This window comes from Paenibacillus hemerocallicola (assembly GCF_006265175.1).
GTDB classification, from domain to species: Bacteria; Bacillota; Bacilli; order Paenibacillales; family NBRC-103111; genus Paenibacillus_AB; species Paenibacillus_AB hemerocallicola.
The window spans coordinates 1-24,043 of sequence record NZ_VDCQ01000024.1 but is presented as its reverse complement, the minus strand read 5'-3'; the positions used below and the strand labels follow the sequence as shown (position 1 = coordinate 24,043).

The window sequence follows — 24,043 nt, the reverse complement described above, 5'->3', positions numbered from 1 at the left end:
TTCCTCTATACCGTCTGCCGCTTGGCCATTTCCGCGAAGAGCCCTTGCCGGGACATAAGCTCTTCATACGTGCCTTGCTGCACAATCTCACCGCGATTCAGGACAATGATCAAATCCGCATGTCGAATCGTGCTTAACCTGTGGGCGATGACGATCCGCGTTGCCTGAAGCCGTTCGAGGCTGTCGCTGACCGCTGCCTGCGTACGGTTATCGAGCGCGCTTGTCGCTTCGTCGAAAAACAGGATTTTCGGCTTGCGTACGACCGCTCTTGCGATAAGCAGCCGCTGGACTTGGCCGCCGGACAACATCCCTCCCCCGTCGGGCAAGACGGTATGCATTCCCATCGGCATGTCGCGGATGTCCTCCTCCAGTCCGGCAATTCGAGCCGCCTCCCACGCGTCATCGACGGACAATCCCGAAGACCCGACGATGTTGGAATACAGATCGCCGGCCATCAATCCTCCGTTTTGCAGCACGACCCCCAATTGCCGCCGGACAGCTTGAATGTCCAACCTGGCTAAATCTTTGCCGTCGTAACCGATGATGCCGGATTCCGGCTTCTCGAAACCGAGCATGAGCCGCAGCAGCGTCGACTTGCCGCTTCCGGATTCCCCCACGATCGCAACGAAGGCTCCCGGATTGACCTTCAGCGACACGTCCCGGATCGTCAACGCCCCATCTGCCGCATAGCGAAAACAAACATGGGTCAACTCGACCCCTCCGCCGAGCGATCCGGGAAATTCGCCTCCGTCCGCCTCCTCCGGCAGCGCCTGCAGAATCGGCTTTGCCCGTTCGTACAGCGTAACGACGCTTAAGATAGACAACAATGAGGCGGACATCGCCATCATGCCGCTTTGCATAGCGGAGAAGGCGGCGAAAAAAGCGATAAAATTCCCCGTACTGATCGAATTCGCGCCAAACGAGACAACCGAATCATACAGCACCATGGAGGTTCCGATCGGAAACATCGTCTGAAAGACGGCATAATAGGCTTCCAGCTTGCTCATATGAAACTGGATGCGGTTTTGCTTGCCGAACAAGCTCGCCCATAAATAAAAGGCGCGGCTCTCGGCGGCGGCGACCCGAAATTTGGCGATGCCGGCCAATAGTTGCACCATCAGGCTGCGCAAATGCCCTTGCTGCTGCATGAGCTCCCGCTGGTAACGCAGCTGAGCGACCGAGAAGGCCGTCGTGACCAAAATGCCGGCGGCGGAAAGCCCGAGCGCGATGAGCGCAATTCCGGAATGGTACATAAACAGCAAAACCAGATAAAAAACCGAGAACAAGCCGGAAAACAGCGAAGAAACGGCGATTCCCGACAGCTTGCGGCGAATGGCGGCAATGCTGTTCACGCGCATGGACAGGTCGCCAGACGAATAGCCGCGAAAAAACGAAACCGGCATGCGCAGCAGGCGATCCCATACCGCTGCCTGTATCGTCATGTCCACCCGTCCTTCGATCCGCAGCATCGCTACGCCCCGGGCGGTTTCGAACAGAAATACAGCCACAGCGGAGCTGGCGAGGATAAAAGCCATTTGAATAAGCTGCGACCTGTCGGCATCCGGAATGATCGTATCGTACAGAATACCCGTCAAGATCGGTGTCAACAAGCCAAGCAGCCCGACGATCGCTCCTAGCGACAGCATGACGGCGAGATCGCTCCAAATGCCGCGCTGTATTCCCGCACGGATAATATCGTTAAGCTTCAGCTTCCGAAACGGCAGCGGCTTATAGAACATGATGGCCGTGTTCTTCAGTTGACCGGCCATTGTCTCCGTGACGTCACGCAGCGAGCCGTCGGCCGGATCGAACAGGCGGTACCGGCCCGTCTTATGCGGCAGCAGCGCGACGGGCCGGTCGTCCGGCTTCGAGAACGCCAGCAGCGGCCCATTATCCTCCCGCCACCATCGTCCGGCAAGCGCGACTTCCCGAGCGCGGAACCGGGAAGCATCGGCGATCGCCTGGATCGGATCGCCTCCTGCATCCGAAGCATGCTGAGACGGCCGCACCTCGATGCCCAAATATCGCCCAACGGCTTGCGCTGCCGCGACAAGCGGACGCTGTCCATCCGCGTCGTCGATAAAGCTCAGCCCCTCATCTCCGCTATGTACGCCTTGCAATCGGGCAATCGCACGGTTCAGCATGTATTGATCCTGCGAAGCGCGCGCATCGAATCGGGCCTGCTCGGCTAACGAGTCCAGTTCGCGAAGACACTGCAGCGCCGTTAAGGCGAGCGCATGGAATGCGTCGAGGCCGCTCCATTCCGGATCGCCGCGCCACCAATCGGACGTATTCAATCGTATGAGATCGGCTGCGCCGGGGTTGATCAGCCAACTTGCGCCTCCAAGCGGGAACGCCGTCGCGTTGCCGACAGGAAGCGGCAGCTCGAGCCCCCTTACGCGCCAACGGAGCGGCTCCGCTTCGGGGTCATGGAGCCGTACCCACTGCCGCGCGACATCCGCGCGTATGACCGTTTCGGAAGCGGCGCCGGCTTCGTCTTCCCCGGCGAGCGCCTCCCGCCACGCTTCAATCCACCGGTCCAACTGTTCGGTCATCCAACGGTACAGATCCGGATCGGCCGCCAGCGCATAGATGGATGCACGGGGCATCGGGACAAGCTCCGCATCTTCGAGACCGACGGCCAGTACGCTTGCTTTCGTCGAAACCGAAGTCCTCTCCAGTTGCTCTCCCAATCCGAATAGCACGCTGCCCGCGCCGGCGTCGAACAGATGTGAGCGTTTGCCGTAGCCGCCGTCCTCGCCGGCAACCACCGAGAACAGGCGCACCGCGCCAAGGCGAACAATCCATATCCCACTTCCCTTCAATAACAGGCCGCCGGACGGCATGGCGGAAACGGGTTCCCCACCGAACTGCACGGCCGCTGCCGCCGCGATCTCTCTTTCCGTCTCCGATCGGTCCACCATCGCGCCTCCATCCCTGTTAATCATCCGCAACCAGCGCAGCGTACAGACCGCCCTGCATGATCAATTGTGCATGCCGTCCTCGCTCCTCGACATTTCCCCGCTTCAACACGATAATTTCGTCCGCGTCGCGGATCGAGCTGAGCCGGTGGGCTACCGTGATGCAGGAGCAGCCTCTCCGTTTGATAGCGTCGATCACGGCCTTTTCCGTCAGCGGATCGAGCGCGCTCGTCGCCTCGTCCAATACGAGAATGGAAGGATTTCCGCACAGCGCCCTGGCGATTTCGAGCCGCTGGCGCTGTCCGCCGCTGAAGTTGGCGCCGCCTTCCGTCACGAGGTGGTCGTAGCCGCCGGGACGGGAGACGATGTCATCGTGGATTTGCGCGTCCTTGCAGGCGCGCACGATATCCGTTTCGGGCACCGTTTCGTCCCATAGCGTAATATTGTCGCGGATCGTGCCCTGGAACAGGCGAATCTCCTGATCCACGGAGGCGAGCGATCCCGCCATCACGACGGAAGGGATTTCCTCCCGCTGCATGCCGTCAAAACGAATCTCTCCGGCTTGTGGCTCATACAGACCGATGATCAGCTTGGCGATCGTCGATTTGCCGCTGCCCGTGCCGCCTACGAGCGCCATATGCTCGCCTGGATTAAGCTCAAGATGAAAATCTGAAATGAGCGGCTGCTCGAGCGGGCTATACCCGAAGCTTACCCCAGTCAGGCTTACTGTGCCCAGCAGCTTGGGGCTCGTCGCAACTGCCGCCGCCTGCCGTTTTTCGAAGTCGGGCGGCTCTGGAGCGATTGCATTTCCGTTTTTTTGCGCAGCGGCAGCAGAGGCAGTCGGATAGCGGTACACATCATCCAAACGGCTCAAGCTTCCTGCTATTTCCTGCCATGACGCTCCGAGACGGAGAATGCGGCCGACCGGGTCGAGGAAGCTCGCCATCAAGCTTTGAAAAGCAACCAGCATGCCGATCGTGAACGTGCCGTTCATGACGTACAAACCGCCGACGACCAAAGTGGCCGTCGCATTCATCGCGAACAGAAGCCCCGGCACCGTCGTTACGTATTGTCCGGTTTCCCCCAGCTTCTGCTGGGAATTAAGCAATTTGCTTTGCCAGCCGGCCCAGCGGCGGAAAAAATCCGATTCCGCTCCGCTCGCTTTTAGCGTTTCGATCAGGCTAAGTCCCGACACGGACACCCCGTCCATTTTGCCGTCATCCAGCATCAACCGTTGGTTGCGATCGGTCTGCACTCTGGAAATGAAGCGCAGGAAAACGAAATTCGCCAGCGCGATGACGATGCCGAGCAGGGTCAGCAGCCAACTGTACTGAACCATCATAATAAAATAAAAGACGATCATAAGAAGATCAAGCAGCGCGACCGCCAGTTCCCCGCTGAGCAGATGTGCGAGACGGCTGTTGATGGCGATCCGCGATGCGATCTCCCCGACGTGCCGCTGTTGGAAGAACGCAATCGGAAGCCGAAGCACATGCCAGAAAAAGCGGCCGGACATATTCATCGAAAGTCCCGTCTCCAGCCGGATGAGATAATGCTGTCTGAGCAGGGTGAGCAGGCCGCGAAGCAAGGCGGTGAGTCCCATGCCGACCAGAAGCGGCGCGACCCAGTTGTTCAGTCCCGCCAGCAGCACCTCATCGACGAATATGCGGCTGAATGCCGGGATGACTAGTCCCGGAACGACGAGCAGCAGTCCTGTCAGCACGACGTAGGCCAGCGTATCCCCGGTGCCGGCAAGCCGGCTCTTCAGGGAACGGATCGTCTGCCAGCTTTCCTTGTGCCGAATGAACTGATCCGTCGGCTCGAAGGCAAGCGCGATTCCGGTAAACGATGCATCGAACTCTTCAGCCGTAACCGTGCGTGGACCCGCCGAAGGGTCGTTGATATACGCCTTGCCCTTGCCGAACCCTTCCAGGACGACGAAATGATTGAATTGCCAGTGGATGATCATGGGGAAGATCATCCCGCGCAATTCACCCGGCTCCTTGCGGAACGCTTTGGTCGCCAGCGCATAGCTGCGTGCGGCTTTCACGATGTTCAGCGCGTTGCTGCCGTCGCGGGAAACGCCGCAATCGATGCGCAGCCGTTCCAGCGGCACTTGACGCCCGTGGTAAGCGAGCACGATGGCAAGCGCGGCCGCGCCGCATTCGACTTCTTCCATTTGCAGGACGGTCGGCGTTCGTACCCGTGAGGCTCGGACTGGCTTTTCAGTTGGTTGCTTGCCTGCGAATGCGCTCATGACGCCCCCCTGCACACGACGTTAGGGTCTGACTATCGAAAGGACGGGATTACATAGGAAATCGGTTTTTGTCTGTACAGGATGATCTCTCCGGTCATCAGCGTTCCGCTCGTGATGGCCATGGGAGGACCTTGCTTCGTCGACCAGCGGTAGCCGCTCGGCGTCGACTTGTCGACCAGTATTTCGATGCGCACCTCCAGCAAGGCCGGCCCCGCGCTCGCGAGCTGGCGCACGAACGCCTCGTTGCCGAGCGTGTTCATCATGCCTTGCTCCGTGGCCGGGTATTCCGAGACGGAGACGACCCGGCCGAGCAAATTGCCGTATTCTTCTTTGCCGACCGAGGTCGGGTTGATTTTCGCTTCCATGCCGGGGACGATTTTTTGGCCGATTTGAACCGGAATGTACATGACAGCCTGAAGCTCTCGTTCCGGTCCGTTGTCCAGTTCCAAAGTCGCGACCGAAGTTCCTTCGGACAACATGTCGTATTTCTGGACACCCACCCCGATGACGCGTCCGTCGTAAGGACTCACCACGCGCGATCGCTCGTTGATCAACGCCTGCAGCTGCGAAATGCGCGCGTCGATGTTGCCGCGTTCCGTCGTGTCATCCGCCGGGAGCGCCCGCTTCCGGTTCTCCCGGTCGGCCAGCTCTTCCAGCAGCGCCGGCTGGCGAACGCGGGCGATCACATCGCCGCGGCGGACGTGATCGTTCAGCCGTATACGGATGTCGGTCAGTTGGCCGCTCGTGACGGCGCCGATCGAGACGACGCCGCCCGGACGAACGAGAACGCCCGGATTTTTGACGGTGACCGGCTGGCTGCTGGCCACCGCCCAAATCGCCGCGGCGACGATGAGCAGTCCTGCGGCGGCGAGAATGAGCCAGCCTCCGGGTGAAGTAAGGCGGGTCAGCGTATCCAATTGATCTGGCGAGGACAGGCGGTCGATCGCCGATTTGCGAAATATGCTTCGGGCCAAACTAATCCCCCTTGTCTTTCAAATACTGAAAGGCACCGCTCGTCATTTGTTTCAGAACGATCGGTTTATCCGTCACATCCCCCGAATCGTCAAAGGTGTGGCTTCCCGTAACGCCGATCCATCCGCGCGTTTGGCGAAGCGCATGGGCAATATCGGACGGACGGGCGGAGCCCGCCGCGCGCATTGCCTCGGCCAGCAGGTTCGCCGCGTCGTACCCCTGCGCCGCCCATTTGCCGGGGATTTCTCCGTACTTGGCTTTGTATTTCCGGATAAAATTGCCGACGTCGTCCCTCCCCTCCGTCGGATCGAAGATGGAAGCCACAACCGTTCCTTCCGCCGCGTTACCCGTCATATTCGCAAGCTGCTCCGAGTCCAGACCGTCCCCGCCGAGAATGGGCATGTCCAATCCGGCACGCTTCAAATCGGCGAGCGTCACGCCTGCTTGCGGCATTACTTGAGCGACGAACACCGCGTCGCAGCCAAGCGTCCTCCATTCGCGAACGAGCCGGGTCAGATCGCCCAAGTCGGTGTAGCCGTCCACTCGGTCCACGGTCTCCACGCCCAGCTCCTTGCCGCGGTCCTCAAACGCGTTGGCCAGACCCCTGCCGTATTCGTCGTTCGTATACAGGATAGCAACCTTCCCGTAGTCCTGGGATGCGGCATATTGCACCAGCCGCTCGCTGATCCGCTTGTCGCTCGGAATCATTCTGAAGATATACCGGTAGCCGCTCTCGGTCAGCCTTGGTGCGGTGGAGCCCGGCGTCAGCATGACAATGCCCGCCTTTTCATAGACCGCCGCCGCAGCCACGGAAACCGAGGACCCCCGATGGCCGATGACGGCAACCGTTTGCGGATCGGCGGCGAACCGGCCGGCGACGGCCAAGCCTTCGGTGACGGAGCCGCCGTCGTCCGCGCTGACGACGCGAAGCTTGCGCCCGAGTACGCCGCCCCCGGCATTGATTTCATCCATTGCAAGCCTCACGCCTGTCGAGAGTCCCTCGTCGCGGCTGGCCAGCGGCCAGCCGACACCGATTACGATGTCTTCCCGATCGGCGGCGCCACGGTCGACCTTTCCTTCACCGCACCCAGCGATAACAAGGAACAGCAACATGACGGCCAGCCACCATCGATTGTTCAACGTCTTTCTTCCTTTCCTCCGTCCGACCTCGGTACCGTCCCGGGCCTCCAATACGCACATCGCTTGGTTGAACCCTACGCGGCGTCATGATCTATGCCGGAATGTTGACAGATCCCTTGCCATTCCAAAAGAACCAACGAAAAAACGGCATCGCTGCCGTTTATCGGAACCTTCAATCGGAGCGCCGACGCCAATCCGTTCGCGCATTGGCTCATCTCCCGATCGTTACTCCTCCCGCGTCATCGCCTTGCCGGTCCGCTTCGGACGCCGACACCAGCTGCGGGCTCCCCAGCCGCTTGCTTTTGTGAACGACTTCGTAGCTGTCCACGAGACAAGGCTTCATTCTTCGTTCGACGAACCGCCGCATGGGAACGTTGCCGATGCTGACATCGAAACGAGCCGTCTGAAACCCGGCTTCGCAGCAGCGTCTGGCAGCTTCGGCGATCAGCATGATGCCGCGCCCCTGCCCGTCGTGCGGCGGCCTGGCGAACATACGGTCGCCGATGACCATTCCGTCGTCATACTCTTCAACCGTCATCCAACCGATCGTCTCGTTCCCATCGCGCAAACCGACACTTAACCCCGGAACCAGATAGCGCTCGCGGATGAAAGGCGACAAATGATGAGGATACCAATCGTTATCGCCTTCCTTGATCCTCGCCTTCTCCGCCTCGCTTAATGTGTCCCAGCTGAAGATGTCCAGACGCTTGTTTGTTCTCCACGCGCCGACCCACGGCTGTGCCAGAAACTGCGGAATCGACATCGTAAAAGTCAGGATGCCGGTTCGCGGCAAATCCCACTGTGCGGTCATCCGTTGCCATACTGGCGCGCCGGCGGTGCCCGCACGGAATTTGAAATCGAGCGTGTCGCAACCCGCTTCCGCCAAAACCCTCTCGATCGTCTTCAGTAGGGCGGTACCGATACCGCTTCCGCGATAAGCGGACGCGATGTATATCGTGCGAAGCTCGCCCCTCTTGCGTTGCGGCCACCAGCTTGCCCAGACGAGGCCGATCGGCTTGCCGAACAGCTCCGCGCCGACCGCCGCCACCTTGCGCTGCTCCGACTCGCTTAGCAGTTCGTCGTGAAGGGAAGGAAAGGTCAGCATCGCATAAGCTTGCCGTTCCTCGCGGCAGTTCAGCAAAGTTATCGTTTCCATCGGCCGTCCGCTTTCCTAACCGAAACAAAGGCCCCTTGGGATTGTGAGTGGTTTTTGTTTATCGTCGTCGACATCGCTGTCGTCTTTGTTTTTCTTCTTCTTTCCGCCCGCTACGGCTTCCAGTTGCTCGTCCGACAGCTCGCTGTCTCCGACATAATCCGGCAACACGAACGTCGCGTCCGCTCTGTCATTTTCCACGAACCGCACGGTGAATCCCGCCGGAATGTCGATGCCCGCCGCTTGTTTGACCGCCTCGGTCGGATTGTTCAATGCCAGCTCGCGAAACGTTTTGTCCGTCGCTGTCTTCGAAAATACCGTCTTCAACGCTTCTTGCACCTTTTCCTGATTCCATTCGCTCATTGTTCTTCTCCTCCATGACCATTGTTTATTTACTCCAGCACAAGCACGTTCGGCAGCAGATCCGGCGAGCGGAACCGCAGCAATTCGTAGCCGATGCCGGCTATTCCCTGAAAAAAAGAAGGCTCCTCGTACAGAGGCAATGAACAATCGTCGTCACTGCCCGGTTTCCCGTACTTTTCCGCGAAGCGGAGCGCGCGCCGCCGGGCCTCGCCGGCCAAGTCGCCGCGACCGAGCTTAAGCGACGCGCTCAACAGCAGTTCCGCCCGGCCCATATGACCGCAGCACACACAATCTTTGCCGTGTTCGCGCCGCGGCGGGTGGACGATGCCTATCGCCGTGTCGATGTCGCTGCGGATGTCGGGGTTGTCGAGCGCCGCAAGACCGGCTAGTCGAGCCAGTCCGATGCCGGCAGCGCCATTGCACCAAGCGTCTACGAGTCCGGCTCCGTCTTCCGAGCCTACCCGCAAATCCGGCCATACGCCGCGCTCACGGTCGAAGATGTCCCGCTCGAAACGGATCGCCTCGTCCGCCGCTTCCGCCAGACGCGGGTCGTGCGCCGCCTGATGCAGCTTCAGCAACGCGTAAGCGATGCCGGCAGCGCCGTGCGAAAAACCGGCCAGCGCTTTACCGTTAACCTGCCAACCATCGTGTCCCGACGGCAGTTTCGCTCGGCTCGTCAGCAAATGTTCGCCGCATCGCTTTACTAGGCGCAAATGCTCCGCCTCGCCGGTCGCCCGATGCAGCGCAAGCAAGCCGAGCAGCGCCCCGGCCGCGCCGTCCATCAGATCGAATCGGTTGTCCGCCGCGATCTTCTCGTCTGTCACGAGTTCCGCGGCGGCTATCGCCTCCCGCAGCAGCGGCGGCTCGCCGATCATCTGCGAGATGCGAACGAACGTGTACACGATCGAGCCAAGACCGGAGAATCCGCCGATTGTCATCCGCGCCAGCGGATCGTCATCGACATCGCGCTCCGCAAGGCGGCGACGAAGCAGGTGCAGCGCCAAGAGCGTTTCTTCACGGGCGCGTCCGTCGCCAGTCGATCGGTACAGCGCCGCATACATCAGCGCGATGCCGCAGCTGCCGCCGTACAGATGGTACGATATCGGCCGCTGGCGCGGAATGACGCTGCCGAAGCCGGGCACAATCCACGTCCGGGTTCCGTCGTCGGCCGTTATCGCCCGGCGGTTGAGCCGGTCCGCAATGGCGGTAGCAGCATGCAGCAGCTTGGCGCTTTCCTTCTTCGTCGCCGCAAACACCGCAGCTTGCGTCCGGCTGCCGAGCGCGCCACCGATGGCGCCGCCGGACCCGACCGTTTCGTTGTCTGCCGCAAGTTCCGCATGAGATGCCGGCGTTTGCCCTCGACCGGCGCCGGCAAACTTCGTGTATAGCACGCCGCGAATGAGCGAAAGCTGCAGCTCGCGGTCCGCTGCGCTCATCGCCCGAACTCGCTCAAGCAACCGCATACGGCCGCTACGCCTAAACAGCATAGGACCGTACGCCCCTTGTTGGTCTGCCAGCCGCACTTCGCCCGCGTTCAGCCTGAAATAAGGCACATCCATTACCCGCAGCGCCGCCAGTTCGCGGAGGACAATCGGCCAGCGGTCGTATTCCTCCTCGTCCGACGCCACATACCGGCACATCGCTTCCAGCCGGATGTCGCGGTCGACCCCGTCCTTCAGCGCATCAGGATGCCAGCTGTTTTCCAGCAGTTGCCCGTATACGGCAGTCGAGCGGAACAGAAATCGCGTCGCTAGGCTGCCGAACGCGGCCAACGGCCCGTCCGCCGCCGTCAGCGCTTCCCGCCGTGCCAGCAAAAAATCGTACATATGGCGGAATCCGCCGAGCATCGCCGGTATATCCCGCCCGACATCGAACGCGCAACCGGAGGTGTGGGGATCGTTGTCCGCGCGTGATTCCGTGTCGACGACATCGCCGATTTTCATCGCGTCGGTATTGGCGAACTTGAATCGCCGCACCGTTCGCTGCCCTTCGTCCATCCCGAGCCAAGAAAACAGTCCGCTGACGTCCACGCCGGTATCCGGCTCCAACTTGACCCACTCCGGCAACAGCGACGAGCATAGCACCGAGCGGGCAATCGTTTCGCGAGCCTGTCGCTCGGCATCGCTCGGCACCTCCTCCGGTGGCCAATTCGCGTCCGGATCGGGCTGCATGTACACTTCCACATCGACCGGTATCGGCGCAACTCCGCTTGAGATCACATTCTCGCGGTGTAGATCGGAGCCGCCAAGCAGCCAACTGATCGCCACCAGTGCCCCGGCGTTGCGATAATACCGCGCGGCTTCGGCTTCGCTCGTACAAGGCCGGCGAGCGACGAACGATTGCCAGCCGTATTCGCCGCGGTCGACCGTAAACGCCGCCGCCAGTTCGCCCGGCGCGCCATGTTCCCTCAGCCACGCCAGCAGGGCGGCGTAGGCTGTATCGATCCGCAGCGGCTTCGGCTTATATACGACTTTACCTCCGCCTTCCAGCATGGCGATCACCACGGTTCGGCCGCCGTTATGGCGATCGGACTCGCCCAACGCAAGCCGTTCGATGATACCGGTAGACGCCGTGCCGCTTGTCAACCGCCCGTCGCGCCAAACTTCATCCTCGTCATAACGCCGAAGAAACTCCTGCAACGAATCCGCCCACTTGAGCACGGCAGTTGCCATCAACCGCGCCAACACGCTGTATTCTTGCATCAGTCTGAACCAGTCGCCTTCCAGCAGCCGGCGCACGAACCGGTCATACTGCTCCATGCTGCCCGGTAACGAAAAAGAGCCGATGCGAAACAGCTTGAATTCCAAATCCAGTGTCTTCCAAGCGACTTCCGCCAGCTCACGCAGCAAACTTCGCACCGCGTCGCGCCAAGCCCGTGCGGAGAGGACGCGCGACAGCTCCCCGACCTGTGCGGCCGCATAGGTTGCACCGGCTTCGGCAAACGGCAGCAGCGCGTGCTCAAACGCAAGCGGCTTGCCCGGCTCGAGCAATGGATGCTGCCGCAGTGTCTCCGGCAACGCCGCAGATGGCACGGTACCTCGGTGCTGCAGGTGCTCTGCAAACAGCCGCAGCATATCCGCCCAATCCGGCAGGGCGGCGGCGTCCCGGAGTCGTACAGGATGCACCGCCCTGCCGGCATCGTCTGCCGTCCAGCCTGAAAGCGCAAGCCGGCCCGCGAACTTCGCAGCGTCGCCTTTGCCTACCGCTTCGCTCCACCGCCGCAGCCGGTCAGCCGCGGTCGAGGCAGCCCCGTTGTCCCTCATCTCCGTCTCCGGCACAAACCGGTCGGTCAGCCGCTCCTCGAGTCCGCTTGAACGCTCTACAATCGTTCGCAACCACTCGTTCCCGTATTTGTGCTTGTGCATTGCTCTCACCTACCGCACCTGACCGGCAATGAACTACAAAGGTTATCGCTGCCAGCTCTGGCTGTTCCAGTTCCTAGTCGACACAAACGCCGTGAAATTGTTTCAACGAACCGCTCCGACTGTAGCTGGGGCTGGAGCCGCCGCCTTTGTCGAAATCGTCATCATCGTCCTTTTTCTTTTTCTTCCCGCCAGCAACCGCTTCGAGCTGCTCGTCCGACAGTTCGCTGTCTCCGATAAAATCCGGCAATACAAATGTCGCATCCACTCCGTCGTTTTCCACGAAACGCACCGTAAAACCCGCCGGGATCTCGACGCCTGCCGCCTGCTTGACCGCCTCGTTCGGGTTTTCCAGCACCAGCGCGCGAAACGCCTTGTCCGTCGCCGCCTTCGCAAACACCGTCTTTAGCGCTTCATTCGTTTTTTCATTCGTCCATCCGCTCATCATTGATCCCTCCGATACGATTTACATTTTTTGCTTAGCGTGATTCCAGTATATCTTGGCTTTATCTGACCGCATATCCCTCTTTTCGAAATTCATCGTCATTCCACCCATCCCTCTTTTTCGACAAAACACTACCTCTTTTGCTCCACTTTCGGTTATACTGTTGCTGATAGAAAACAGAAAATGGCAACATACCGATTCGTCAGGAGGTAATCCGGTGACTGATTCCATCAATCCTCCGCCGACAGCCGCTCATCTTGCCCGGCCGCTTGCGGTGCTGAGACGCGAAGCGGGGCGGCCGCTCATTGCGGTCACTGCACCGACCGGCTACGGCAAAACGATGCTGCTGCGCGCATTGGCGGATACCCTGTCCGGGGAAAACACCGTGCTGTGGCTGTCGCTTGGTCCGGAAAACAACAAGAACGATCGTTTCCTCGCACAAATCGCCGATGCAATCGCCGGCACGACAAGCGACGTACATATTTTCGTAGACCGTTACGAGGCGATTCACGAGGACAGCTTCCACCGCGCGCTCGAGCAGTTGATCGAAGACGCCGGCGAGCGCGTGCAATTTTATATCGCAAGCCGGGTCAAGCTGCCTTTCTATCACCGTCTGCGCAGCCGTCACCCCGGCCCATATATGCTGACATGCGAGCATCTGAAAATGAACTCCGGCGAAATGACGCAAGCCATACGCCGCGAAACCGGACGCGAACTGGCCGCCGGACCGGCCAAACGGCTGTATGCGCTGACCGACGGCTGGCCGCTCGCTGTCATGCATTATGCCGCGCTGCTCAAAGAGAACCGGGCCGAACCGCTGCACGAACGGGCAGCGCTTGAAGCACTGCCCGTGGAGATGTACGGTATCCTGCTGGACAACGTGTTCCTGGAACAACCGCCGGAGACTTTGCCGTTTATGCTGTTCACGTCGGTGCCCGACTTTTTCGATACCGCTCTGGCCCGTCTGGTCACCGAAGACCCGGACTGTCAAGAGACTCTCGAACGGCTGCTGGCGACCAATTTGCTGCTCACCCGCGGCGAGGGTGGACGTTTTCGTTACGTTCCGCTGTTTGCCGCCTGGCTGCGGAACCGGCTGTACGAATCGGACGAACGCGCACCGGCGACGATCCACGCGCTTGTCAGCCGTTGGGCCGAGGAGCGCGGCATGCTGGTCGAAGCGGTGTGGCATGCGCTGCGGACACCGGACATGGAACGCGCAGCCGGGTTGCTGCTCGGCGATATCGAAATTACGCTGGCGCAGCCGTGCGGCCGCTTGCTGGAGTTGCTTGATCAATTCCCAACGCAGGAAGTCGTGCGCCGTCCGTCGCTCGCACTGCTGCACGCCTTCCTGCTCATCAACGATCACCGCATTTCGGCGGCGGAGAAGGTGATTGACTTGGCTGAGGCGCTGATGACCGACGAGTTCTACTCGTTTGGTCCGACGGGCGAAAATTTGCGCGGTTATTTCGCTACGATCCGCTCGCGCATTGCGCTGATGCGCCTTGACTCGGAGCGCGGGATCGCGCTGATGCACGAAGCCGCCGCTCTGCTGCTGGGTCCGGGGCGGCTGTACACACATTTCAACGCCATCGAACCGGCCGGCAGCTCGTTGCTAAGAAGCAACGCCGGATTCTGGGGCGCGATCGACCAAGCTTTGGCGATTTACGGCTATGCCGAACCGCTCTGGGGCGGCAGCAACCAGGGATACGGCATCATCCAAACGATCCTTGGCGAATGTTATTACTTGCGCGGACAACTCGAAGAAGCCGAACGCTCTTTGCAGCGCGGCCTCTTTATCGGACTTGACTTGCTCGATACCGGTATCGTCCTTCCCGCCGCGTTGACGCTCGTTCAGCTCCGCCTGGCCACGGGAGAAACGCAGGCTGCGCGCGCCATGCTGGAGGAAATCCGGCTGCAGATCGCCGCTCGGGCAAGCGTTGATACGGATGCCGTGCTGGAAGCCTGCCAGGCGCTGGTGCATATCAAGACGGGCCAAACGGCCGCGGTTCGGAAGTGGCTGAAGGAGCAGCGGCAAGATACGGGCGCGGTGCCCGATATCACTTGGCTGTACGAATATATCGTCTTGCTGCGCGCATACATTTGTCTGGGCAGGACTCGCGAAGGACTGGCGTTCGGGGAACGGCTGGCGTATTATGCCGAGGCGCGGAATCTGCATTATTACGTGGCGGAAATCAACTTGCTGCTGGCGCTGCTGCACGCGGATGGCGGTGACAACGGCACGGCTGTGCGCAAGCTGGAAAAATCGCTGGAAACGGGCAGCAAGGAAGGTTACGTGCAGCTGTATCTGGAGGAGTGGGACAAGGCGGAGCCGCTGGTTGGCGCGCTGACGAAAAAACTGCGGCTGCACAGCACGCCTGGCTCGGGGGAGAGCGTCGCTTTTTGTCGCAGGCTGCAACAGCTTCGCGACGAACGCTGGCTGTCCACCGACAAAGACCGTTTCGTCCGCGCCAGACTGACGAACAAGGAATACGCCATCCTGCAGTTGCTCATCGAAGGCCGTTCGAACAACGATATTGCCGACAAACTCGCGATCCGGCTGGAGACGGTCAAAACCCATTGTAAAAACATCTACGGCAAGCTTGGACTGAAAGGCCGCAAAGCGGTCATGCGACACTTCGAAGACATCCGCGGCGCCGCCCGTTCCCGTTGATGTCCGGCTTTTTCAGACCTGCTTCAGATCCGACCTTGCTCCAGTCGATTTCTTCTTAAGCTTTGACATCAACCATCGGCGGCCGATGCGACGGTCGTTGAGGCGTCGAGGCCGCCGGCGAGCCGCTCGTCCATGCGGCTCGCTGTCCAGAATGTCATCATAGCGCCAGCAGAAACCGCCTCCGCCTTGGAAACGAAGGGGCAGACGAAAAAAACGATCTCCGTCGAAGAAGATCGTGTTACAGCGAATGTCCTATTGGTTCTTCACTTTATTGACTTCCAAACGAAGCATTTCGTTCAATTCCCGTAGTGCCGTATTTACATCCTTCGCTCCTTTGGCTGCTTCCATAAAAGCGGCGCCAAGCAAATTTTGTTGAATGTTTTGCGGAACATTCGGTAATTCGGCTTTTCGTTTTGGCGTGTAGGGGGCAGGCGGGTATTGATACAGGGCCGCCATGTTTTTGGTGCTGAATACCGGTGAGCCTTGACCTAATACTTGTTGAATTTGTGGGTTTACGAGCGTTGACGGAATTCCTCTGCGAGAATCTTCGAGCTGCACTTCATCCGATAACATCTCCATAATGACCTGAAACGCTTCATCTTTGTGTTTACTTTGCTTAGTAATCGACCAGTATGCAGGACCGCGTTGAGGCATTAATTTTTGTCCTCCCGCGTAAGTCGGATACGTAACGATATCCCAGTCCACTTCAGGCGGAATATTTAAATATACGTTATGCTGGTTTGCCATCAAGGCTACGCTCCCTTTCGCGAACATTCCGTTTTCGGCCGAAGTTGATGCAGCAATGGTATTGTTCGGGATTTGGTAGAAGCGTAGAAAGTTTTGAAACAATGACGCCCATTGTTCTGTATTTGCAAGTCGGTCTGCCGCTAGATCCAGAATCGGGAGATGGTATGGATTATCGCGGAGACCGCTTACGGGGTTAAAACTGAATCCGCGATATAGCTTGTTATTGTTGGTCCGAGTCATTCGCTTCGCTATTTCGTACACTTCATCCCAAGTCATCCCGTCTTTCGGATAAGGAACGCCAAATTGATCGAATAAATCTTTGTTGTAGTACAACGCATGCGGGAAGAATGGAGGCTGCGGCAGTCCATACAGCTCTCCCGTTCTTGCAGCATCGACGATTTCATCAACAAACACCTTATTAAATCGCGAGAGGTCATACCTGTACTTTTTAACATAGGGGGTCAAATCTTCACCCAAACCAAGGTCCAAATAAGAGCTGTAAACATTATTCGTGTCCGGGCGTACGATGTCGGGGATCGTTCCTTGTGCAACCAAGTCTTCCATCATATTCCCTTTATCGTTTCGCAAAAATGTAAATGTAATATGAGGAAACTTTTTGACAAGATGGTCCCGATATCGGCTTTCCAGCTCTTCCATCGTAACGCCTGCCCCGTGAATGACCATCGTAATCGGTGATTTTGGAGCTTCATCTTCTTTGGCGGGAGCGGCTTCACCGCCAGAATCGCCGCCGCAGGCAGACAGCAGAGCAGAACAACCGATGATGAAGCCGCATACGGGGCGGTATATATGTTTAGCCATTTTGCAACCTCCGTCCTAATCGTCGGCGACCCTCATGTGGAGCAGCATGTTGTCAAACGTTTCTCTCATCGAATCCGGAATTCGCAGTGAGGGAAGACCGAATGCGCGAGAAGCAATCTCGCCCATTAGCGCTTGTCCGATAGGGTTGAGATGAATCCAGTCGCGCATAATGTGCGAATAAACGGTCTGATCCTGAACATAAAGCCGTTCAAAGTAACGATACTGATCGATAATCGGTATATCCATCTCTCGACCTATTTCTCGGTTCAATTCCATAAAATCTTCAAACAATTGTTTAAATCCGTTAGGCCCCGATTCGTAGAGCGGATAGTAGTACGTTTGAATAACGGGAATAATGTGATGATCTCTCATTCGCTCGCAAATGTGCACCATATTGTTTTTGTATTGCTGTGGTTCAAATCGTCTGGCGGCATCGTTGGCGCCAATCGTAATCATACATATTTTCGGGGATAAGGAGAGGACGTCCCGCTCCATCCGCTGTATCAAATGCTCTGTTGTGTCTCCATTAATCCCCTGATTCACGATAGCGATATGTCTGCCGATCGTTTCACGTATGTTGATGCCGAACCACGAGACCCAATTATGCATACCGTTGCTGCCCCATGTTAGTGCGGTATTGCTGGAGCCGAAAGCTACAATGCGCTTTGGATCTTGGTCCGCTTCTTTCATACGTTCAAGTAATCTTTCAGAAACCGTCATCCGGATCATGCTCATGCTCCCTTCAAATTCGCAGGAATGAATCTAAGTCATTGGCTTCCAATCCGCAGGAGAGGAGGTTCCCGTAGCGATATATACAGTTCCTGCACTTAAACACATTTGCCCGACAAAAAAAGGCGGCAACGCAGCATCAGCTGAAAGATTTACAGCTGCAGGAATGTTTTCGAACACGTAATTGCGATTGACGTCGAGCGAGAGAGTCGTTCCCCTATTACTTCGGAACGTGTTCCCTGTATTCCCATATTGCTGGGTTGCTGTAATTCCGGCCCCGCCTACTTGCTCATGGGACTGATTATCGGTCACTTGACTGTCGAAAACGTAACGAAGATGAATGCCGTTGGAAGATAATGAACAGAGCTGGTTCCTTGAAATGTCCGCGCCTGAAGCGTAATGGACACGGATGCCTTCATTCGCCTCCATAATGGTATTGTCTCTTATGCACAATCCCCGAATCGATTCGGCTGCGCTTCCGGCCATAATGACGGCGTAGGTTCCACTTGAACCGACAATTGTATTATGAGCGATTTCATGATAATGACCGCCGCCCCGAACGGCTCCGTAGCCCCCTTGTTCAATCGCACAGTTCACCAGCACGTTGCCGATCACTTTAAAATGCCGCGCATAATAATTGTCTTGTTTGCCGATCGAAACACCGTCTCTTAAGCAATTTTCCGCTGTGGATCCTTCCAAAATCGTTCCGTAACCATTCGCCCCGTAAGAATCGGGAACAACTCCGTTGCCGGTCAAGCTGTACCCGACCTGAGCATCTTTCACGTGACAGCCGAGAATGAGATTGCGCGTCCCGCGAGCCTTCACACCGCTGCCTGGCGTTTGGAGAACCGTTACCCCGATTACCGAGTTGCCGGCTCCGGAAGACAGATAAACTCCGTTATCCTGCATGTTTTCAAATTGGCAATTATGAATTTGATTGAGTGTAGATTCTCTGCCGACGAGTACACCCGAACCCATGTTTGCACCTGTCAATCCTTGAATGATGTGGGCGGAACCACGGGAAATGTGACAACAGGAGCTATAGTTGTGCCCGCTTTTTGTTGTATGAAGGAATCCGAATACTTGAGCGTCTTGCACTTTGCACCACTTGCTGTTTTTGAGGAGAAAACCGTACGATTTGTTTTCGACGACACAGTCGGAAATCGTTACGCATTCAGAATCATCGACTGATATGAATGCGTTTTCAATTCCGGACGCCCCTGAAAAGAGTTCATACGTTTCTGCCCCGCTGCAGTCTAATCCTTGGATCGTGGAGCCGTCTGCTTGGGTAAGTTGAATCATCGGGACACCCAGCACCTGGCTTTCTTTTATGACGGCCGAACCGAATGCGAATAGATGCAGCGCTTTGCCCGACCACTGCAGCGGCGTACTAATTACATACGTGCCCTGAGGAAAGTAAACGGCCGATTGCCCAGGTGCCGCATTAATGGCAGATTGGATGGCGGCGGAGTCGTCTGTCGCTCCGTCCCCCGTTGCTCCATAATTCTGGACATTGATCCAATCGTCCGGCGTATTGGTCATAAAGGGGCTGGATTTTTCAGGGCGGCCTTTTCCATGTGACGGTCCTTCATGCTGCGGGTTATGATCGGCTTTTACTTGCGGAGGGATCATATTTCCGCCGATGAATGCCAAACCGGCTATCCCCGCGGTCCGGATTAACTGTCGTCTGTTCATGTGTCGATTGAATATTGCGTTCACGCTCCTCATATCATTTTGTTTAAGATTTCCTGCTTGAGAATCAGTATATCATTTCATAAAATAATGTTTAGATAGCGTTAATGACACAATATATGATTATAAAAACTTAAAACTTGGATTATGATTACTTTTTATGGGGGATCCCTATGACTGATCGATTGAGCCGTCCTGTACAATTTCAACTCGGTAACGGCAATTGGATGAAGCTTTCCCCGCTTTCCCCGCACGCCGTCCGGCTGCAAATGGACGAACATGGCTCCTTTAAAGACCCTGCAACGATTCGTTTCGGCATTATTCAAAAAACGGATCCCATTGCGTTTGAAACCGAATTTACCGATCAAACCTTATTGGTGTATCTTGAAAACGCTTTACTTGAGGTTAGTCGCTTGAACGGACAATTCCGTTGGGGCTTTGGGACGCAAGATCGGGCGTTAAGCACGAGCAGGTCCCCGCGATCCGAAGAACACGGTGGATTCGGCATTCATTTCTCCCTTGCCGATGAGGAAAAATTATATGGATTAGGCGATGTTTCCCGCGAGCATCTTCAGCGGCGCGGACAAGTTATCGAGATGCATCTAAAAAATTATTCGGCGTTTGTCCCGATTCCTTTTCTGATGAGCAGTCGAGGCTGGGCGCTCCTCATCAATTCAACCTATCGCCATACGTTCGATCTCGGATATACGCGGTCCAATGAATTAAACATTGAAGGAAGCGAAGGTCCGCTGGACGTTTTTCTTTTTACCGGTTCCGGGTACAAGCAATTGCTTCAAGCGTATGCCGAACTTGCAGGCAAACCTATGCTGCTTCCGATCTGGGCGTACGGGCTTACCTATATATGCCATGAAAATTCCAATGCCAACGATGTGGTCAAGGATGCCAGACAATTTCGCGAAGCGGGGATTCCTTGTGATGTGATCGGTTTAAGCGGCTGGACGCAAAACAAAATGGATTTTTCAATAACGAGAAAGTGGAACAAGGATCGGTTTCATATCCCTGCCAATAACATTAAAAGTCCGCATACGTTTATTGGAACATTGCAACGGTACGGCTTTAAGTTGAACTTAAATTTGTACTGCAACTACGATGTGACCTTGCATGAACATTTGTCGTCGGAGACGGACGTTATCGATCGTCGCGGCAACGTAGAGCCTTGGTATGCCCATCTGGAACAATTTGTTGACGAAGGAGCCTCCTCCTTTGCTGTTTCGGCAGCCTGGCAAATCAACGGGCACCCGGGTCATATATGGGGCGACGGAATGAGCGATGAGGAGATGCATAACGTGTACCCGGTCATTTTGTACAAGCAAATGCAGGCCGGGTTTCATCGTCAAAAAGGGGAACGGTTATTTATTTATTCCACAATCGGGTATACCGGAATTCAGCGGTTTGCCGCTACCTGTATAACAGGGAAAGGGATTCAGCGTCAGGAGGGTATAGCGGCGATGTTGAATCTCGGACTATCGGGTCATATGCATACGACCAGCAGTATGGATGTTATGTCCCGAGAAGGCATTCATGCCGGCTTTTTAACTGCTTGGTCGCTGATTAACAGCTGGGCGTATTTTTCACATCCCGCCTATTTGGACGAGCCCTTATCGCAAGTATTCAAAAAATATGCGCATCTCCGTTACCGGCTCATTCCTTATTTATATTCGACGGCGCACGCCGCCCTTTACACGGGCATGCCGATGCTTAGGGCGATGCCTTTAATGTTTCCATACGACCCCAATTGTGACGATCTCGCGCAGCAATATATGCTGGGCGATTTTTTGTTGGTTGCCGCTTATGATAAAAGAGTCTATTTACCGGATGGCACATGGATCGATTACTGGACGGGGAATACGTATACCGGGCCCAAGCTTATCCACTATTCGGCGCCGGAGGACGCCGGGGGAGCGCTTTTTGTTCGTCAAGGAGCGATCATTCCGATGTGGCCACCATTCGATCATATTCGTTCATCCGCTCCGGAACGATTAACCTTGCACATTTATCCATCCCATTCCAGCGAATTTGCATTGTACGAAGATGACGGCCTTACATCGCAATATCAACACCAGAAAGTCGCGGTCACCACGATTAGCTGTCGTTCGGAACGGGATACCGTTATCGTTCAAATCGGCTGCATGTGCGGCGATTATCCAAATATGCCAACGAAGCGCAGCTATGCGCTGCATATTTGGATAGATAGAGAACCTATTCAGATTCGTTGCGGCCGGTCATCACAAGCAGCAGACAATCCTCATCCCGTAAACGAATGGGATTATAACGAGACGGCTGGAATATTGGAACTGAATGTGGACGATGTTACCGGATCGCAACAAACCGTTTGGATCGAGTTGACGCTTCCGCATTCCCCCAGAGTGAAAGCAGCTGCAGAGATTCAGCCTGACCATTCAGAGAAGTCCGGCTTAGACAACCCGTTTCAAGCTTTACTACATACGGGAGATATTGGACGTATTCTTGAAGCATTGCAAAAGTGGTGGGAGATGCATACCCTTCAATCGCAGGGGAACGGAGCGCAAGAAATGTGGAGAGTGCAGCTGTTGCAAGGATGTTCAAGCATGATCGGTCATGCCGAGCGTATAGGGTGGCCGTTAAACCAAGTATTCGGACATGATTTAAACAAAGCGTTTCATCTCAATAAAATCGCAACGGAGGAAGAAGGGTACTCGCTGCTTAAACAATACGCGGAGCATATCGTGAGATATAAGCAGCATGCTCGGAAACGAGTAAAGCGTGATGCTATTCAACAGATTTTGGAAATCATCGAACAGGAACTCGCCGAGAAACTATCTCTCGATGAAATTGGGAAACGTCTATACATGCATCCGTCTTATCTCAGTCGAATGTTTAAAAAAGAAACGGGCCTCACATTTTCCGACTACATATTGCAAATTCGGATGACGCGCTCCAAGTCTATGCTGGAGTCGGGCATGAAAATACAGGAGGTCGCCGCATTAAATGGGTTTCCCGATGCCGCTTACTTCTCGAGAACATTTCGCAAATATTGGGGAGACACTCCGAGAAGTTATAAAATGAAACAATGAGCCTCTCTTGACATAAGTCAATGACCAGCCATCGTTCACTCTCTATTATTGAACCAACAATGCAAACATGGAGGGTATGTGATGGCTGCTTCGGCAAGAGAAGTATCGGGTCAGTGACAAGCCGCCCTGACTGCGGGCATATCGCTTCTTATTGTGACGGCATGCTAAAAAACTGATCCTCGAGCAGTTTCCCCAAGTCACCCATCGTTTAAAATTTCCTGGAGTCAAATAGCGTCTCGTTATCCAGACAAACAATGTCTGCATTCAACTCCCGAGTGATGTACTTCCACTCACTAATGATGCCATCGTAGTCGCGACCCAACCGATCCAGAGCATCGAGATATACCAAATCCCCTTCACGGATCATCAGGCGCATCGCCTGGTAACGCGGACGGTCAAAATCTTTGCCGCTCTGCTTGTCAACAAAAATAAATCGATCCTCAATTCCGAGGTTATGTCGGGTTTAGACAACAAGAAAAAGTTAAGATGCTGCCATCTTGCAGCCATCTGCTGCAGTTTGCATCCTGTCGCGCGTCGAACATGGCAGTCCTGTGTCAATGGGTTTCATATTCGACAAGCAACCGCAAACAAAAAGACTCTTTCAATAGAGGGTGCCGCAGCCTCGCAAATCCCCACGATGCAAAGAACCTTCAAAACCACTAGTGAAGTGGAACTGAAGGTTCTGTCGTCAGATGAAACGCGTACGAAGCGGGAACCGGAAAAATACCGAAAGCGGCTATTGGGAACCCGCTTGCGTTAAGGCGATTCCCCGATTGTGCCCAGAGGTCTCCATGTACCCGGCCTGCCGTCCGCCGTACAAATATACCCGACCGGAGCCCCTTCCGCCGGCGGGAGCTGAAGTTCATCGCCAGCCTTGAAATTCGCATAGTGAACGCCAGCCACTGGCACCTCCAATGCTCCTTCCCATCTGAGCGCACCGTCAATCGTTTGATGAAGCTTCTTGTAGTCGCCGGTTCTCCCTTCCTTGCCCGCTACAAAACGCACCTCATGCAAAGTTACCGAGACAATGTCGAATGCGTTTGTGGAGTAGCTGGAAGCGTTCATCAGCTTCAGACCAACCTTCGCCGTACCGGCGGGAGGCGTGAGGACGATGCACTCCGTATTCAATGGCGTCGTCGTATCTGTCGTCCCCCGACTCAGCGCGCACTGTATCGATGACAGCTTTACATCCGAGGCATCGTAATAAGGCTCATCCGGTACGCAACCCGCGGCTTGGGGAACCAAATCGTATCAGCCACGTCCACTGCACTGCGTATGGCGGCCGTATCGTCGGTTACGCCGTCTCCCGTCGCGCCGAACCATCTGACGTTCACACCGGTTTCATAAATGCGCTTGAATCTGACGCCGGATGTAGATACAACAACGGTCCCCGTGTTATCCCCCACTGGTGTCGGTAGGATCGTACAGAAAACACCCTTCTTTTCCGTCGTCTTTGACGAAGTAAACGAGATTCGCGTCTGGCTGTTCGTTCGTCCGTAGCGCGGCAATCGTCGTGGCAACGACCGAGGGATGAGGCGGCGGTTCGTTCAGTTCGTTCAGATTGAAGCTGTCTGCGCCTGGCGGTGAATAGGTTTGGGACACCACGGTTCCCGTCGCTCCTGCCGTTCCCATTGCCATCAATCCAACCCCTGCCATACCGAGCGACGCCAGCAGCTTCCGTCTGCTTATCGCGCCCTG

At 56.3% G+C, this 24,043-nt stretch carries 16 protein-coding genes and 1 pseudogene; 2 read left to right on the top strand and 15 right to left on the bottom strand.

Annotated features, from left to right (window positions below; all coding sequences use genetic code 11):
• Positions 1–5: 5 nt before the first annotated feature.
• The 8 genes from FE784_RS17790 to FE784_RS17755 all read right to left on the bottom strand — a co-directional run bounded on the left by FE784_RS17790 (position 6) and on the right by FE784_RS17755 (position 12,613).
• Positions 6–2,924 (bottom strand): NHLP bacteriocin export ABC transporter permease/ATPase subunit, encoded by a 2,919-nt coding sequence (locus tag FE784_RS17790; protein ID WP_176706318.1) that lies wholly within the window; start codon positions 2,922–2,924, stop codon positions 6–8.
• Positions 2,925–2,940: 16 nt separating this feature from the next.
• Entirely contained in the window at positions 2,941–5,178 is a 2,238-nt protein-coding gene (locus FE784_RS17785) for an NHLP family bacteriocin export ABC transporter peptidase/permease/ATPase subunit (protein WP_139603575.1), read from the bottom strand.
• A 32-nt stretch (positions 5,179–5,210) separates the two neighbouring features.
• A complete protein-coding gene (locus tag FE784_RS17780; protein ID WP_139603574.1) occupies positions 5,211–6,152 on the bottom strand; it encodes an NHLP bacteriocin system secretion protein in 942 nt (313 codons plus the stop codon).
• Between the two features lies 1 nt (position 6,153).
• A complete protein-coding gene (locus FE784_RS17775; protein ID WP_176706317.1) occupies positions 6,154–7,290 on the bottom strand; it encodes an ABC transporter substrate-binding protein in 1,137 nt (378 codons plus the stop codon).
• Between the two features lie 211 nt (positions 7,291–7,501).
• Positions 7,502–8,446, bottom strand: coding sequence for a GNAT family N-acetyltransferase (locus FE784_RS17770; protein WP_139603572.1), 945 nt, complete (start codon positions 8,444–8,446; stop codon positions 7,502–7,504).
• A 15-nt stretch (positions 8,447–8,461) separates the two neighbouring features.
• A complete protein-coding gene (locus FE784_RS17765; RefSeq protein WP_139603571.1) occupies positions 8,462–8,806 on the bottom strand; it encodes an NHLP leader peptide family RiPP precursor in 345 nt (114 codons plus the stop codon).
• 29 nt (positions 8,807–8,835) lie between these two features.
• A complete protein-coding gene (lanM, locus tag FE784_RS17760) occupies positions 8,836–12,171 on the bottom strand; it encodes a type 2 lanthipeptide synthetase LanM (RefSeq protein WP_139603570.1) in 3,336 nt (1,111 codons plus the stop codon).
• Positions 12,172–12,244: 73 nt separating this feature from the next.
• On the bottom strand, positions 12,245–12,613 hold the full coding sequence (locus tag FE784_RS17755; protein WP_139603638.1) for an NHLP leader peptide family RiPP precursor: 369 nt from the start codon (positions 12,611–12,613) through the stop codon (positions 12,245–12,247).
• A gap of 217 nt (positions 12,614–12,830) precedes the next feature.
• On the opposite strand from FE784_RS17755, the gene FE784_RS17750 reads away from it, so the two are divergent.
• Positions 12,831–15,284 (top strand): winged helix-turn-helix domain-containing protein, encoded by a 2,454-nt coding sequence (locus tag FE784_RS17750; protein WP_139603569.1) that lies wholly within the window; start codon positions 12,831–12,833, stop codon positions 15,282–15,284.
• Between the two features lie 252 nt (positions 15,285–15,536).
• On the opposite strand, the gene FE784_RS17745 is transcribed toward FE784_RS17750, so the two are convergent.
• The 3 genes from FE784_RS17745 to FE784_RS17735 are packed head-to-tail and all read right to left on the bottom strand — an operon-like array spanning position 15,537 to position 19,232.
• Complete coding sequence (locus FE784_RS17745; RefSeq protein ID WP_139603568.1) at positions 15,537–16,850, bottom strand: ABC transporter substrate-binding protein; 1,314 nt, start codon at positions 16,848–16,850, stop codon at positions 15,537–15,539.
• A 15-nt stretch (positions 16,851–16,865) separates the two neighbouring features.
• Entirely contained in the window at positions 16,866–17,579 is a 714-nt protein-coding gene (locus FE784_RS17740; protein WP_176706316.1) for an SGNH/GDSL hydrolase family protein, read from the bottom strand.
• A 33-nt stretch (positions 17,580–17,612) separates the two neighbouring features.
• On the bottom strand, positions 17,613–19,232 hold the full coding sequence (locus FE784_RS17735; RefSeq protein ID WP_176706315.1) for a right-handed parallel beta-helix repeat-containing protein: 1,620 nt from the start codon (positions 19,230–19,232) through the stop codon (positions 17,613–17,615).
• Positions 19,233–19,444: 212 nt separating this feature from the next.
• Between FE784_RS17735 and FE784_RS17730 the strand changes: the two genes are divergently transcribed.
• Positions 19,445–22,345 carry a helix-turn-helix domain-containing protein gene (locus FE784_RS17730; protein WP_139603565.1) on the top strand — a complete coding sequence of 967 codons (2,901 nt, stop codon included), beginning with the start codon at positions 19,445–19,447 and terminating at the stop codon, positions 22,343–22,345.
• Between the two features lie 211 nt (positions 22,346–22,556).
• Here the strand turns inward: FE784_RS17730 and FE784_RS17725 are convergent.
• From FE784_RS17725 to FE784_RS40935, 4 genes and pseudogenes are all read right to left on the bottom strand, one after another.
• Positions 22,557–22,796: pseudogene (locus tag FE784_RS17725) on the bottom strand (recombinase family protein); the annotation flags it as partial.
• Positions 22,797–23,101: 305 nt separating this feature from the next.
• Positions 23,102–23,590: a hypothetical protein gene (locus FE784_RS17720; RefSeq protein WP_139603564.1), complete on the bottom strand. Its 489-nt coding sequence runs from the start codon at positions 23,588–23,590 to the stop codon at positions 23,102–23,104.
• Positions 23,530–23,679 carry a glycosyl hydrolase family 28-related protein gene (locus tag FE784_RS42865; RefSeq protein WP_218103787.1) on the bottom strand — a complete coding sequence of 50 codons (150 nt, stop codon included), beginning with the start codon at positions 23,677–23,679 and terminating at the stop codon, positions 23,530–23,532. The genes FE784_RS17720 and FE784_RS42865 overlap by 61 nt, the downstream gene beginning before the upstream one ends.
• Positions 23,680–23,740: 61 nt before the next feature.
• Positions 23,741–24,043 (bottom strand): hypothetical protein (locus FE784_RS40935; protein ID WP_176706314.1); only part of this gene is annotated, 303 nt, incomplete at its 5' end.